Genomic DNA, 15,386 nt, shown 5'->3' on the forward strand with positions numbered 1-15,386 from the left:
GGGAAAGGAGCTGGAACCTGATGATACGAAGCAAGATTTCAAAAACCCATATTAAGCTGTTTTTACTCTCTTCACTGGTGCTCACGGGGATCTTCCTGTTTCTGGGATATCTCATGCTGAGCAGTATAGAGCGGTATGCGTTCCAAGAGAAAATGAAAAGCTCGGTGAATACCGCAAAAGCCTATTCCTATAGTGTGTCCAAGAACATCGCGGCCAGGGATGCGCTCATCACTCTTCTGAATGAAAAGATTGAGATTGCCGGAGAGACCCTTCTCATCCATGGGGGCCTTGTGGAGGAGAATCTGACAGAACTTGCCGAAGATCTTAAGGTGGATACCATCGATCTTTATAACTCGGAAGGCGTCATTATTGCCTCCACGATTCCTGAAAACATTGGATGGACAATCTACGAGGGGCATCCGGTGTACAGCTTCTATAAGAGCAGTGAACGAAGCTATGTGGAAGAGATCAGAACCGACACCATATCCGGACTGGATTTTAAATTTGGGTACTTCCGCCTCCAGGATGGCGGGTTTTTCCAGGTGGGGGTATCTGCGGAATCCATCAATGAGTTCATCAGCAGTTTTGCCCTCATGGAAGCGTTTGGGGAAATCAAGAAGAGCAATGCCCTCACTTGCCTCTGCTTCATCGATCCCTCCCATAGCGTGGTGGCAAGCACCGATCCGGACAATGTGTCCAAGGTGGTCACAGATCCAGAGGTGTTGGAACTCCTAGAGAGAAATATAGAAAGCGGTAAACTTTTTAACGTAGAGGATCGGGAAGTCTACCAGACCTATGTCCCCATCTATCATGAAGAGGAAAGAATTGGGACCCTCATGGTGGGAGAAGACTTCACCTCCACCAGAAGACTCATAGACAGAGTCTCCTACGCGGGCATCGTGATTTTAGTGTCCCTTTATGCTGGTATTATTTTCCTTCTTCTGTCTACCCAGAGAAAGAACAAGGAGCTTCTGGAAGCTGCGTACTTTGATGAAGCGTCAGAGCTGCCGAACCAGAGGCTTTTACGGGAGATTCTGGAGGAAAGACGGATGGGGGAAGAGCCGAAGAAGCAGGCAGTGGTATTAATACAGTCTTTGGAGTATAAGAATCTTCATCATGAATACGGCAATGAGCACCTGAAAGATTTGGTGAAAGTCATGGTGAAGCGGATCACCGAAGAATGCAGATTCTCTGTGCAGGTCTTCAGCTATACAGAAGACCGGTTCCTGGTGCTAGTGGAAGACTATGAGTCTAAAAATGAGCTGGTGGCCCTCACAAAGGAAATCACCAAGGTCATGGAGCTTCCTGTAAGAACCACCAAGGGTATCGACATCCTGAAGGTGAAATTCGGCATCACAGAGATCAAGCAAGATAACGCCCAAAGAAGTCTGGACCGAATTCTGAAAGAAGCTTCTGTGGCTCTTTCCACCATCAGCAAAGCAGATAAGGTGAACTATGCCTTCTTCTCTGAGCTTTCCGGAAGAAAACTTCAGATGGAGGAAGTGGTGGAGCAGGAACTGAGAAGCGTCATTGCTGATGATTACATGACCTCTTTTTATCTGGTATTCCAGCCTCTGGTATCCATGGAAGATGGATCCATTGTGGCCTTTGAGGCTTTGTCGAGATTCGTCTCCAAGAAGTACGGCGAGATTCCTCCGGTGAAGTTTATTGAGATTGCGGAAAAGAAGGATCTCATTTTGCCCATCGGTAAAATCATCCTGACAAAGGCTTGCCGATATGCAAAAAAACTGAAAGACAAAGGCTATGGCCATATCAGAGTCTCAGTGAATATTTCTGGTCTTCAGATCCTCAGTGAGGAGTTTCTGGATGATACGCTGAAAACCATGGAAAAAGAGCAGGTGGACGGTAGCAGCCTTATGTTTGAAATCAGTGAGAATTCCCTGGTGGACCATGTGGATACCTTAAACGAGAAGCTTCAGGTGCTTCGGGAGAAGGGGGTTCTTATTTCTCTGGACAACTTCGGTGTAGGATCTTCCTCTCTACATCATCTGAAAGGACTTCGTGTGGATATGCTGAAAATTGACAAGCTCTTCATTGGTCCTCTGTCCAAAGGAGACCCTTCCACCCTCATCACCAAGGACATCATCAACATGGCAAAAGGCATGGGTCTTCAGGTGGTGGCAGAAGGTGTGGAGGAAGAAGGTCAGCTGGATTACCTCGCTAAGCATTCCTGCGATCTGGTCCAGGGGTATCTGTTGAGTTCGCCGCTGGAAGAGGAGGAGGCAAATCTTCTGCTCATTGCGAGCCCTTTCGTCCTATGGCCGAAGGTCATGGAGAAAAACAGGATCTATCATGGAACAGCCAGTCAGGAAAGCTAAAATAGGAATGTTCATATCTAAAGCGCAGACTAAAGATGTGAAAGAACCTGTGAACAGTCTTCATTGGGTGATACCACTTTGAAATCGTCATATTTCGTGATGATTCCTGATAAGTAGCTAATGAGGTTACAAGAGTTGTATATAATTAAAAATCATTGAATATGAATTCCGGTTTTTATTCGATTTTCCGCTAAAATAATGAACGTTCTGTTGATAATGATTCTGATACAATGGTATAATCAATATATAATTCACTGGAAGAGTAATAAACCACATAAACGGCATAAATCCATAGATAAAGATATCCATGAAGCGCATAGAGAAGAGGAATAGACGATTATTTTCGTAGGATAGTTTCTAAATGTGCTGAGTGGATTTGTTTAGAAGAAGAACATACAGAGATGTTCAATAATTTTTTTCTTCAGAATTCTCAAAGAGTTTCTGTTGATTTTTAGAAAGATTAAATCTGCTTCCGCATTTTTACGAAAGAAGCAGGGACAAAAGAACAGATTTAGCAGGAGGGCGCCATGCATCCATTGATACTTGTTTATACTTTCATCTTAGGCACACTCATCGGATCTTTTCTCAATGTGGTGGTGTACAGAGTACCCCGGGAGGAATCCTTAAGTTTTCCTCCATCCCACTGTCCGTCCTGCAATACAAGGCTGAAGGCCTATGATCTGGTTCCGGTAGTGAGCTACCTATTTCTTGGGGGGAAATGCAGAACCTGTAAAACCGCAATTTCCATCCGGTATCCTCTGGTGGAAATGCTTACTGGACTGCTCTTTCTTGTGACGGTGATAAAGTTTGGCGTCAGCTTGGAAGGACTGAAGTATCTTCTGGTCATTGCGCTCCTTCTTCCTGTTGCACTCATCGACTATGACCACACCATCATTCCAGACCGGCTGAATGTGGGGATATTTCTCACAGCGCTGATCTTCCTTCTATTGGAAGTGTATCTCGGAAACGCAGCCTTCAGGGATTTATTGAATCCTCTCTATGGCATGGTTCTCGGAGGCGGGTTTTTCCTTTTCATCGCGGTGGTGACAAAAGGAGCCATGGGCGGAGGGGATATCAAGCTCATGGCAGCACTTGGGTTTCTTTTTGGAACAGCAAACACGCTGCTTCTCATGTTTCTCTCTTTCGTATTAGGCGGATTTCTATCATCGCTCCTACTTCTACTGAAGATCAAGAAACGGAAAGACTACATTCCATTTGGACCTTTCATCTGCGCGTCAGCGCTGCTGGTGATTTTTTATGGTGAACCGATTCTATCGTGGTACTTGAATATTGGATAAAAGGGGGCAGAGATCTATGTTTAGCAGTGGAGATAAAGAAAGAATTGTCATAGAGGTGGGCGCTGGTTTGACCAAAGTGCTGGTGGGCACTTCCGCTGGAAAGAAAAAGCGTGGCGGTACTGGCGGGGAAAGCCTCCTCATTAAAGACACCTTTTCATTGAGAACCCCGAAAGGCAGATTGCCGGAAACTTCCACCTATTCGGATATGGACAAAACCTATACACCGGAGTTTGACAGAGCGGCGCTTCTAAAAGAAATCAGTGAAAAGCTCAGACAGAAGAAGATCAAAGCGGAGGAAGTCATCATCACTGTGGGGGACCGGTCTGTGGTATCCAGAGAAATGGTGCTGCCCAAGGTGGAGGAGGACAAGCTGAAAGGCATTGTCAGTTACGAGCTTCAGGAGTTTCTCCCCATCGATCCGAAGCAGTATCTCATCGATTTCAAAGTGGTGGAAGAGGTGAAGGTAGGAGAACTGGATAAGTATAAGCTCATCGTGGCAGCACTTCCAAAGAAGGAAGGACAGTTTTATCATGGGTTTGTCCAGGAACTTGGCAAAGAGCCTTTTGCGCTGGACCTTACGTCCAACGCCATTTCCAAACTCTTTGACCGGAATCTGAAAATCAACGGAAGGGTCAGAGACCTGGAAAAGGAAACCTATGCTTACATTGACATCGGAGATGCCAGTATCAAGCTGCACATTCTGGAAAAGGGCATTCTGAAGTTCACCCGTACCATTGAAGGTGGAATCCAGAACATTAATGGTGCATATGAGGACAAGATTCTGGAGAGTGATGAGTCTTTAGACTATATCAGGAAATGGATTGGTTCCTTGGAGCAAATGTTCAAATTCTATACCAGCCGTGAAATGAACCGCAGAATTGACCATATTTTCCTTTATGGCGGCGGGACGCTCATTCCGAATATCGAAAAGCACTTCTCAGATCTCACAGGAGTTTCCGCTGAAATCATCAAGGAGATCGAGAATGTGGAGCTGCATAAGGATTGTGCTTATTTTCCATTGCCGCTGTTTCTTAATACCGCAGCATCCTTAATCAGAAGGTAGGTGACGTGGATGAAAGACTTTAATTTTTTTGATGAACTCGTGGTGAGCCGGAAGAAAAAAACTTCCTCTTCCACCTATATACTTTTATCTGCCATCCTGCTGTTTGCAGTACTTGGTCTTATTTCATTTTATTATATTCACCAGTTCAGCGCTCTAAAGGATGAAAACGCCATGCTTCAGGGGCAGCTGAACGATCCAAACCATAAAAAGGCCTATGAGGAGGCCCAGTCTCTTCAGGGACAGCTGGCGGAGATGGAGAAAGAAAAGATGGACATTGAAAAGGTCCATGATGAAGTCCTTGCCTCCAGAGTCATAAACAGCTTGCTGCTGAAGGAAATCTCTTTAGCAAAGCCTGACGCCGTAGCCATCCAGGCCATCACCTTCACAAGAGAGGGTGTGAACATTTCTGGTTCTTCCATCAATTATGATCTAATTGCGAAATTTGAGCATAATCTTCGTGGCAATGAACGTTTTGACGGACAGTTCATTCCAACCATCCAGAAGCTGGATGACGAGTATTACAGCTTTACCTTAGGCTTCACATTCAGGCAGCCGGAAGAGCCGCTGGAAGGGGAGGATGATGTCAATGGCGAAGGATAAAAGAAAGAAAAGTCCAGGAAAACAGTTTACCACAAGAGAAACGGTCCTTCTCATTGTTCTTGGATTCGCAGCAGTGATTTATGGGTTCTATACCTTTATTCTTCTTCCCACCATGGAAGAAATCGCCGTGCTGGAAACGGAGAATCAGACCCTGGAGAGTGAATACACCCAGCGTCTTGCTGTGATCAACCAGAAGGAAGGTCTTCTTACGAAACTGAACGAAACCGCAATTTCTTTGGATGCCTATAAAAAGCAGTATTTTGCCACCACCAATCAGGAGCATTTCATCAAAGTCATGGAGACGGAAATCATCGATGAGAATCTGGAGGTGGAGAGCCTTTCTTTCACAGGAAATCAGCCCTCAACAGAGTTCATCAGTGAAGAAGGGCAGCAGTCTGTCATAGAGAGCAGCATTGTAACCTTTCCTTTTTCTGGCACCTATGTAAGCTTCATGGATCTCATCCGAAGAGTGGAGCAGTATGGGGAAATGATCCGAATCAATACTCTGGATGTCACCTATAAATCAATGCCTGAACGGGCATACTCCACCAGCAGCCAGTGGGTGCAGTCTGGTTATTATGAAACGCCTCTTTATCAGGGGAATATTGCCATAGAGTTCTTCACCGTTCCTCAGGACTATGAGAATCCATGGTACAGCACCATTCCAGACTACAATAAGGCCCAGCAGAATACAGACAGTCTCTTTACGTATGATGACGGAGGACTTTCCATTCCACCTTTCTTTGTGGAAAGGGAAGAGGATTCAACCGGTGGGCAGATTGTTTCTGGCGGAGGTTCCGGTTCTGGAACTACAGGGTCTACCGGAGGCACAGGGTCCACTGGATCCACAGGGTCCACTGGATCCACAGGCGGCTCTGGAACAACTGGATCTACGGGCGGTACTGGTTCTACAGGTGGTACAGGTACGGGAACAGGTTCTCAAGGGACACCTTCAGATGATGAACCGGCCACTTATCTGGTGAAACCAGGGGATACGCTATTCAGCATTGCCATGGAATTCTACCAGTCCAAAGAACCTGTAGAAGACATCATGGCACTGAATAACATTACAAGTCCTTACGATCTTCAGAGCGGCACCATCATCAAGCTGCCTTATTATGGAAAATAGATTCTTTATCCTTCACCGCTAAAATCATAGGGAGAGGGAAGAAGCAGATCGTTTTGATGATTAAATTACGTAATTCTAAGATAATGACGGTGCAGGGTAACGAGGTGTTAAAATGGCCACCAAAAGAAAACTGGGGGATCTTCTCATTGATCTGGGACTCATCAGTGAAAATAATCTGAATGCGGTGCTGGAAAAACAGAAGATCACCAAGAAAAAACTTGGAGAAATACTAATTGAAGAGAAATATCTGACAGAACGTGAGTTTTTTGAAGTGCTGGAATTTCAGCTGGGCGTGCCCTATGTGGATCTTGACAGATTCTCCATTGAATCTGATGCACCAAAGCTTATCACCGCAAATCTTGCCAAAAGACATACAGTCATTCCGGTATCCATTGTGGACGAAACGCTGACCCTAGCCATGAATGATCCGCTGGATCTTTTGGCTATAGATGATGTGAAACTGGCCACAAAGCTTGAGGTCAAGCCGGTCATTGCTGGAAAACATGCCATACTGGACGCCATCGACTTTTTCTATGAGAAAGAAGATGCAGAGAAAGCCATTGAAGAGTTCCGTAAAGAATTTGACGAAGGCGAACTGGAAGGCATGGATGAGGAGATGCTCAATGACATCAACAATGCACCCGTGGTGCGCCTCATCAACTCCATCATCAGCCAGGCGGTAAAATTAAGAGCCAGTGACATCCATATAGAGCCCTTTGAAAAGAAACTGAAGGTCCGTTGCAGAGTGGATGGAGACCTTATTGAGGTCATGAGGCCCTCAAAAGCTGCTCACGCAGCCATTGTGACCAGAATCAAGATCATGGGTAAAATGGACATTTCTGAAAGACGAAAACCCCAGGACGGACGTATGGAAAAAGCCATTGACGGCCGTGTGGTAGATATGCGTATTTCAGTTCTGCCCACGGTCTTTGGTGAAAAAGTCGTTATCAGAATTCTGGACCGAACCAGTTTCATGATGACCAAAGAAGAGCTGGGCTTCACAGAAAACAATCTAACTCTCTTCAATCAGGTCATGAGAAACCCCAATGGGATCATACTCATCACAGGACCCACAGGCAGCGGTAAATCCACCACCCTTTATACGGTGCTGGCGGAAATGAACCAGCCGGACAAAAACATCGTCACTGTAGAAGATCCAGTGGAATACTCTTTAGATGGCATCAACCAGGTGCAGGTGAACCCCAAAGCGGACCTCACCTTTGCCACAGGGCTAAGATCCATTCTAAGGCAGGACCCGGACATCATCATGGTAGGAGAAATTAGAGACCCGGAAACGGTGAACATTGCCATCCGTGCGGCCATCACAGGGCACCTGGTACTGAGTACCATCCATACCAATGATACGGCCAGCACCATTACAAGACTGGTGAACATGGGTATTGACCCGTATCTAATCTCTTCCTCTGTGGTGGGCATTGTAGCCCAGAGACTAGTGAAGAGGATCTGTACTCACTGCAAGATCTCCTACGAGATTGACGATAAAAACGCACTTCTTGTGGGGATTCCAGAAAAGACTCAGGTGTACCGCGGAGAAGGATGCACCAAGTGTAACGGTACCGGAACTTCAGGCCGTACGGCAGTTCATGAAGTCATGGTGGTGGATAGAGAGATCCGTAATATGATCAACGAGGGTCATAGTATTGATGAAATTAAAGATAAAGCCATTTCATCTGGAATGCACACCTTAAAGGATGCTTGCCGTGAGCTGCTTCTGAAAGGGATCATCACCATGGATGAAATGCTGAAAATCACCTACAGTACAGAAGCATAGGAAGCGATCAGTCTGAGAAATGGCTGATCGAAACATGGATCCTAACGGATGGAATTCTACTCTAGGAAGGAAAGGAGCATCGGGTGAAGACTCGGTGAAGGTGCAAGATGGATATTAATGTCATGTTAAAACAAGTGATGGAGCTTGGCGCTTCAGATCTTCATATCACAGTAGGAATAAAACCCACTGCAAGAGTCCATGGAGACCTGACAGAACTGGACTACCCGAAGCTACTGCCGGAAGATACAGAGTTTCTTTGCAATCAGGTGCTTTCGGGAAATCATAAAGAAGTGTTCAAGGAGCAAGGGGAAGTGGATCTTTCCTATACCTATAGTGGTCTTGGGAGATTCAGAGTCAACGTCTACAAGCAGCGAAACAGTATGGCCATGGCATTAAGATCCATTCCCACAGAAGTGCCTACCATAGAGCAGCTTCAGCTTCCAGACATTCTCCATACCTTGGCCAATAAGAGAAGAGGGATCATCCTGGTCACAGGACCCACAGGAAGCGGTAAAAGTACTTCTCTTGCAGCCATGATCAACTACATCAATAAAACAAGAAAAGAGCACATCATCACCCTTGAAGACCCCATTGAGTATCTTCATAAGCACAACCAGAGTATGATCAATCAAAGAGAAATTGGTGCCGACTCCAAAAGCTTCTCCAACAGTTTACGAGCTGCTCTTCGTCAGGATCCAGATGTGATCCTGGTGGGAGAAATGAGAGACCTGGAAACAATAAGTACAGCGCTAACTGCAGCAGAAACAGGGCATCTGGTTTTGGCCACCTTACATACCATTGGCGCCGCCAAGACCATTGACCGTATCATTGACGTGTTTCCACCTTATCAGCAGCACCAGATCAGAGTGCAGCTGGCAAGCGTGGTCGAAGGAATCATCTCTCAGCAGCTGATTCAGACAGCGAATAAGAAGGGCAGAGTTCCGGCTTTAGAGATCATGGTGGCCACACCTGCCATCCGGAATCTCATCCGGGAAGGTAAGACCCATCAAATTCAGTCCAGCATTCAGACCGGGGCAAGCCTTGGCATGGAAAGCATGGATAAATCTTTGGTAAACCTATATAAGCAAGGCGTCATTTCCAGAGAAAATCTTCTAAAATACTGTGTGGATCTGGAAACGGTGAAAAGAAATCTGGCTCAGAGCTAAAATAACGAAGATGAAGGGGGTGATGTAATGGCGCTCTACAGATATAAGGCGATTCAGCCCGATGGTCAAGAAATTAATGAAGTCATGACTGCAGGAACAATAGAAGAAGTGCAGGAGAAAATCAGAGACAAAGGGCTGTACCTCATACAGGTAAAGGAAGATGTGGAGAAAAAGTCTGCAGGGGAATCCTTAAGCTTTGGTGGAAAGGTGACGGCAAAGCAGATTTCTGTCTTCTGCAAGCAGTTTGGAACGCTTCTGAAAGCAGGTGTACCTGTAGCATCAGGACTTGATATTCTCTATAGACAGACAGAGAACAAGAAGCTCAGAGAAGCTTTAGAAGATGTCTACACAGAAGTGCAGAAAGGTTCTCAAGTATCTACCGCTGTGAAAAATCATCCGAAGATTTTTCCATCTCTCATGGTGAACATGATTGAGTCTGGAGAAACTTCAGGTAATCTTGACAACATCATGGAACGGCTCGCCATTCATTATGAGAAGGAATCGAAGATCAATTCGAGAATCAAAGGTGCCATGATTTATCCCTTAGTATTGTCTGTTTTGTCAATTGTGGTTGTAATTTTCCTTATTACAGTGATATTACCAACCTTTACCGGTATGTTTACAGGTTCGGGTGTGGAACTCCCACTTCCAACAAGAATTCTCATGGGGCTTTCAGATGCCATCAAAAATTACTGGTATCTCTTTATTGGTGCAATTGTATTGTTTGCTTATTTAGCCAGTGCCTATATCAGCAGTCCAACTGGCAGATACAGATTTGATGAACTGAAGTTCAAACTTCCTATCGTGAAGGGATCCATCGATAAGATTGTCACGGCTAGGTTCACAAGAACTTTAGGGTCACTATTAAAGAGTGGTATACCTCTTATTGAAGCATTAAAGCTTGCAGGAAGTGTCACTGGAAATGTTGTGACGGAAGAAAGAATCAACTATATTGCCACAGAAGTGGAAAAAGGAGAAACCCTTGGGAGTTCCTTAAAAAGAACACCTACATTTGGACCTATGGTGGTATCTATGATCCAGATTGGGGAAGAGTCTGGAAGTCTTGACCAGATGCTGGACAAAAGTGCAGACTTTTATGAACAGGAGCTGGAAGATGCCATTGATCGGTTGTTAAAACTGATGGAACCATTGCTCATTGTGTTTATGGCTGTAATCATTGGATTTATCGTGATTGCCATGGCCTTACCAATGTTTGAAATGGTGAACACTGTTTAACATAGATTTTGAAATTTGGTAAGTATATTGAAAGGGGTGGTTCATGACGAAAGGGAGTAGCAGGAATCATTAATATAAAATTTATTATAAAAAGGAGAAATGAACATGAACAAAAATTTATTAACCAAGCTCAAGAAAAACAAGAAGGGGTTCACCCTTATTGAACTGATTGTTGTTATTGCTATTTTGGGGATTTTGGCTGCGATAGCATTACCAAGATTAAGTGGTTTTAGAGATGACGCTAATTCAGCTAAAAATGCAGCAGATGCTGCAATAATCTATAGAGCTGCCGAAAGTGCTTATGCTGCAGGTAGGCTCGCGGACCCTAATGCTGATGGAGACTTAAATTGGAGCAAAGACGGTGACGATGGTTGGGGACAGTATGTAGATCAAGTTACGGTAACTCCGACATTCTCTGGACATCCTGCAAATAATGATTTAATAGTAACAATAGGCGATTCGAAATATCCTGAATAAATAGAAAGAGAACAGGGATATTGTTTTGAAGAATTGTCCCAAGATAGTAACAATTAATTATATTAGAACCAACAAGGAGGCTTGGAATCATACGATTCTGAGCCTCTGGTGTTATTGTGGAACTTTGGTAATTTGGCGTTGTGATATACTGAGATTAGTGGTAGATCGTGAAAATCTCCAGAAGAGGTTACTGTAATCAGGATTGAGTGCAGATAATGAGCTAAGGGTAGAATATCATGTGTTTACGGAAATAAGAATTACCTCCATCTAAAAGTACTAAATGAGACTGATATGTTCCTACAGACTAAGGTTGTACTTCGATATGTTTCCATGTACGAGCCACGATAAAAGATTGGATTTAAACAGTGGACTATGGTATTTATCAATTCAACTCTAAACACGTTGAGATGGTAGTATTGATGTCAAGGGAGAGAAGTAAGTGTGTGCAAAAGGCTTGAAATAAATCCTTTTCGGGGTTTTAGAGTGAAAATTTAAAGTGAAGAGATTGTTAAAATATCTGTTCGTGAGAACAAGTCCAAAGGCACGATTTTGAACATGTCAGTGCGATTTTGATAAAATCGGCTTGTAGTGTTCAGTAAAGATGTTTTGAATATAAATGAGTGATTAGATTAGGTTGGATGGGGCCAGGATCGACATGTTTAGAGGATAATTCTAGCGATTATGAAAGGAGGGTTCTTTTGGATTTTGTAAATGACTTTGATAAAATCATATGTGAAGTGACGAGTGTGCTCGGAAAGCCTCTCGATAAAACCATATATGATATTGTTGATACTAGAAATACCACACCAACCTAGGAGCTTGCCAATTGGAATGATAGGTATCTATGCATTTTGGTGTGAAGGTGAATTTTGAAAATTGGAAAACTCTGACCGAGTAGTAATGCTAGGTTTTGAGTCTGCATTATAATCCAAGATCTGCCCAAAGTACCCTAGCAGTATCAGTTTTATCAGATGTTTGAATGCAAGATAAAGTCATACATGAAAATAATGTTGAAAATGAATAAAGTATAACTGTCGTAGTATAGATATATTACTTGATTCAAACATGGGCATTTTTACAGCAGTGCTTATTGAATCAGTTATTCATTATAAATATGAACCAATTTACGAAGGTGTTGCTGCTCAAAGAAAAACATGAAAATAATAGGGGGTTAATTATGGCTGATAAAATAAAACATACTCGTAGAGAAGAGGTGGTTAATAGCATTCTTGATGCCGGAGCCCTGGATATAAAAAATATAGGTGTAGATGCTACTCATGTAATTATCCATGAGGTGAAAGAATGGCTCATAGATAGATACAATAAGGTCAAATCGAATCCAATAAATGATCAGAAGATGACGTTAGATGACTTAGAAATGCGTATTAAAATCTCTAATAAAAATGTTGATATCGGTATGAGAAAAAAGGAAATTGCTATCATGTGGGCAATGAAAAGACTGGGATACGGCGAAGAACAAACACAAGAAGTATTGGACCTTGCTAATATTGCATATCAGAAAAGAGAGTAGACTATAAACGACATATAAAATGAATCTAATTGTTTGGACACAAAAACATAAAACTCAAGTGTTAATGACTTTATATAATATCCCGAAACTGATGGTGTTTACTGTCCATAAGTTTCGGGTAGAAATGGCAAGCTTAATTCTCTCAATGCCCACTTCTTAATTTGCTTCATTACACTAGCGATGATGAGACTCAAACAGAATAAGGTAGTAGAGTCAACGGGGGCACCTACAATAAGTCAATTTGACTGGGAAGCTGGTCTCAGCGCGAAAAGAGTACAGGTAGCACTGAAAGAATACATTGCTATAGAAATTCCGCAAGGATATTTCTTAACTACACGGGTAACTGAAGACTTAAGGACAATAACCCGAGCTTTAGGCATTGAAAAAGATCTTTGACTTCCAAAGTTATCTGAGCTCAAACAGTATCGGTTCGATATCCGAAAAAAACTGATAACTTAGCACCTAAAACTACTGTACTATTTCATGATAAATCAACCCCGTAAACCATTGATACAAAATGGATTACGGGGTTGAAGTGCTATTCGTCTCGAAACTCAGGAGTTAATATTCAATATATCAAATTATTCTGTCTAAAATGTGATACTACAATTGAAATCTGATATAATATAATAAAAATAACTCAAAAATGTTAGAGATAGATTGTGAATATTGTCTTATTTGCGGTGGTTGCATATGAATGGATAACTGCATCACTAATGACTAAACACCGCGAATAATACTCCATTCATTATGGCTATTATCCGCATGTATATTAATAACTTATCTGAAGTGTATCAATCTCGGTTGAAATTTAGTATATATTATAAATCATATGGTTTAGAGGAGGTCTTGTTATGATTGAAGTAAATCCGATACGTAAAAATGAAGGTAGTGCTTTAGTATTTGTACTAATCCTCTTGCTTGTTATGTCTATTTTAGGTGTTTCTGTCCTCTCTCTTTCTGTATCTGAAAACAAGCAAGCAGTCCATCAAGAAACAAAAATAAAATACTATTATTCTGCAAGAGCAGGTGCAGATGCAATGGCAGCATACCTGATTAAAAATCCATCTATGCTAAGTAAAGTTATTGAACAATCAAAAAAAGGACCAGCAATTGGTAGTATCGACGGTAAAGGGTTTGAAGTTTATGTCACCGGAACTGAACATGAGTTTATTATTGAGTCGATCTCATATGGTGTAGATGGATTTGAAGAATCCAAACTTTATCTAACTATGAAAGAAAATAATATATTAGATCATGCAATATTTACTAAAGATACTATAGATCTTAAAAAAACACATATAAACGGCAATATAGGTACAAATAGTGCTGCTATGAATCTTGGAAGTAGCTTGATCAACGGAAATATAACATTAGGGATTGGTGCGTCAACAGTTGATATTCATTCGGCAGAAGGGTATGTTTCTTCAGGCTATGTTGTAAATAAATTATCAGAACCAATTTATTTGCCAGATCCTAACTCGGACGACTTTCCTACTCCGATAAACACCGGTACCATCAGAATCAATACAAACGATTATGTAGATGATTTGGTAGATGGTAAATTATATGCAAAAATCGATAGCATTGATATCGGAGGAAACACTGAGTTTTTAGTTGAAGGTGGTGGTCAAGTCCATTTATTTGTAACGGGTTTAATAGAAACAAAAGGTACTAGTTCCATTATCACTGATGATTATACAGATCTATACATATATTCAGATACTAATCAAAAAATATCAATCCGTGGAGCATCATCTCAATCAAATGTAGTAGTTTATGCACCAAATGCAATAATTGAATTTAACGGTGGTGGCAATGGCAATATAAAAGCATCATTTATCGCTAGAGAATTTTGGGGACCTAGCAGTAATTATACAATAACACAAAGCACAGGTAGTATGGTAGATTTAAACCTATCTCAATCTGTCGGTTATTATAGAGCTACTTGGAGTGAATAGTGAGGTATTGGAATGCATAATAATAATAATAATAATAATAAGGGAATGACATTAATTGAAGTAATTCTAGCAATTGCGATAATTGGAATTATAACAGTTAGTTTTCTTTCTATATTTACTACAGGATTCTCTTTAGTTAAGCGCGCTGGTGATAAATCTTATGTAGTGTTTGATAATCATGCAGAAATTGAAGCAAGTCTTAGTGTTCCAGGGATTGACGGAACATCATCATTAAAAATAATACTTAACGACGGTACTGAAATTGTTGTACCTGGAGCTATTGATGTTTTCACTCAAGAATCTGGAAATGTGAGTACAAATATTACAGTATTTAGACCAATAAACTAAAAGTCTTGTGGTATTAAGTCAAATGACTGAATAAAGAAGTTTGTATCAAACTAAATCTTGCTGGAGAATAATTGCAATAGTAAAGAAACCCATTGAAGAACACTAGCTAGCATTCTTGGGTTTAGTGAGGATATGAGCATCACTGAGATGGCAGCACCAACTAGTTAATAATGTAGGTAGTGATTATCAGTCCAATCAAGGGAAGTATGTTATACTCATGAGACTTGAAATGCTTTCGCTTCCAATGGAATCCAGGGTAGTTTGCTGATTTGCCTTCGTTCTCAAAATGCTCAATTTGTTTAATTTCTGTTAGGATTCTCGCTGTATAAATAGGACCAATACGAGAGATGTAAGGAATGTTCACCAGAGCTTCTTTATTGTCCTTCAGCAGTGATTTAATTTATCCCTTAAACTATCGATCATAAGAGCATTGGTGGCAAGGACCA

The 15,386-nt window shown here is 42.0% G+C and carries 12 protein-coding genes; all 12 read left to right on the forward strand.

Features of this window, described 5'->3' with window-relative positions; translation table 11 throughout:
* Positions 1–20: 20 nt before the first annotated feature.
* Complete coding sequence (locus T487_RS0114695) at positions 21–2,339, forward strand: GGDEF domain-containing phosphodiesterase (RefSeq protein ID WP_031577892.1); 2,319 nt, start codon at positions 21–23, stop codon at positions 2,337–2,339.
* A 527-nt stretch (positions 2,340–2,866) separates the two neighbouring features.
* Positions 2,867–3,637 carry a prepilin peptidase gene (locus T487_RS0114700; protein WP_031577893.1) on the forward strand — a complete coding sequence of 257 codons (771 nt, stop codon included), beginning with the start codon at positions 2,867–2,869 and terminating at the stop codon, positions 3,635–3,637.
* 16 nt (positions 3,638–3,653) lie between these two features.
* On the forward strand, positions 3,654–4,700 hold the full coding sequence (gene pilM, locus T487_RS0114705; RefSeq protein ID WP_031577894.1) for a pilus assembly protein PilM: 1,047 nt from the start codon (positions 3,654–3,656) through the stop codon (positions 4,698–4,700).
* A gap of 9 nt (positions 4,701–4,709) precedes the next feature.
* Complete coding sequence (locus tag T487_RS0114710) at positions 4,710–5,300, forward strand: PilN domain-containing protein (RefSeq protein ID WP_031577895.1); 591 nt, start codon at positions 4,710–4,712, stop codon at positions 5,298–5,300.
* On the forward strand, positions 5,287–6,429 hold the full coding sequence (locus tag T487_RS16120; RefSeq protein ID WP_051651759.1) for a LysM peptidoglycan-binding domain-containing protein: 1,143 nt from the start codon (positions 5,287–5,289) through the stop codon (positions 6,427–6,429). The genes T487_RS0114710 and T487_RS16120 overlap by 14 nt, the downstream gene beginning before the upstream one ends.
* A gap of 112 nt (positions 6,430–6,541) precedes the next feature.
* Positions 6,542–8,221 carry a GspE/PulE family protein gene (locus tag T487_RS0114720; protein ID WP_031577896.1) on the forward strand — a complete coding sequence of 560 codons (1,680 nt, stop codon included), beginning with the start codon at positions 6,542–6,544 and terminating at the stop codon, positions 8,219–8,221.
* 107 nt (positions 8,222–8,328) lie between these two features.
* Positions 8,329–9,387, forward strand: a complete 1,059-nt coding sequence (locus tag T487_RS0114725) for a type IV pilus twitching motility protein PilT (protein WP_031577898.1) — start codon at positions 8,329–8,331, stop codon at positions 9,385–9,387.
* Positions 9,388–9,414: 27 nt separating this feature from the next.
* The gene (locus tag T487_RS0114730) at positions 9,415–10,623 is read left to right on the forward strand and encodes a type II secretion system F family protein (protein ID WP_031577899.1); all 1,209 of its coding nucleotides are present in this window, start codon (positions 9,415–9,417) and stop codon (positions 10,621–10,623) included.
* Positions 10,624–10,728: 105 nt separating this feature from the next.
* A complete protein-coding gene (locus T487_RS16765) occupies positions 10,729–11,100 on the forward strand; it encodes a type II secretion system protein (protein WP_036909595.1) in 372 nt (123 codons plus the stop codon).
* A gap of 1,177 nt (positions 11,101–12,277) precedes the next feature.
* On the forward strand, positions 12,278–12,631 hold the full coding sequence (locus T487_RS0114745; protein ID WP_031577901.1) for a hypothetical protein: 354 nt from the start codon (positions 12,278–12,280) through the stop codon (positions 12,629–12,631).
* Between the two features lie 854 nt (positions 12,632–13,485).
* On the forward strand, positions 13,486–14,592 hold the full coding sequence (locus T487_RS0114750) for a DUF7305 domain-containing protein (protein ID WP_031577902.1): 1,107 nt from the start codon (positions 13,486–13,488) through the stop codon (positions 14,590–14,592).
* Between the two features lie 12 nt (positions 14,593–14,604).
* Positions 14,605–14,940: a prepilin-type N-terminal cleavage/methylation domain-containing protein gene (locus T487_RS0114755; protein WP_031577903.1), complete on the forward strand. Its 336-nt coding sequence runs from the start codon at positions 14,605–14,607 to the stop codon at positions 14,938–14,940.
* The last annotated feature ends 446 nt before the right edge of the window (positions 14,941–15,386 follow it).

The sequence above is a fragment of the Proteiniclasticum ruminis DSM 24773 genome, assembly GCF_000701905.1.
GTDB classification, from domain to species: Bacteria; Bacillota; Clostridia; order Clostridiales; family Clostridiaceae; genus Proteiniclasticum; species Proteiniclasticum ruminis.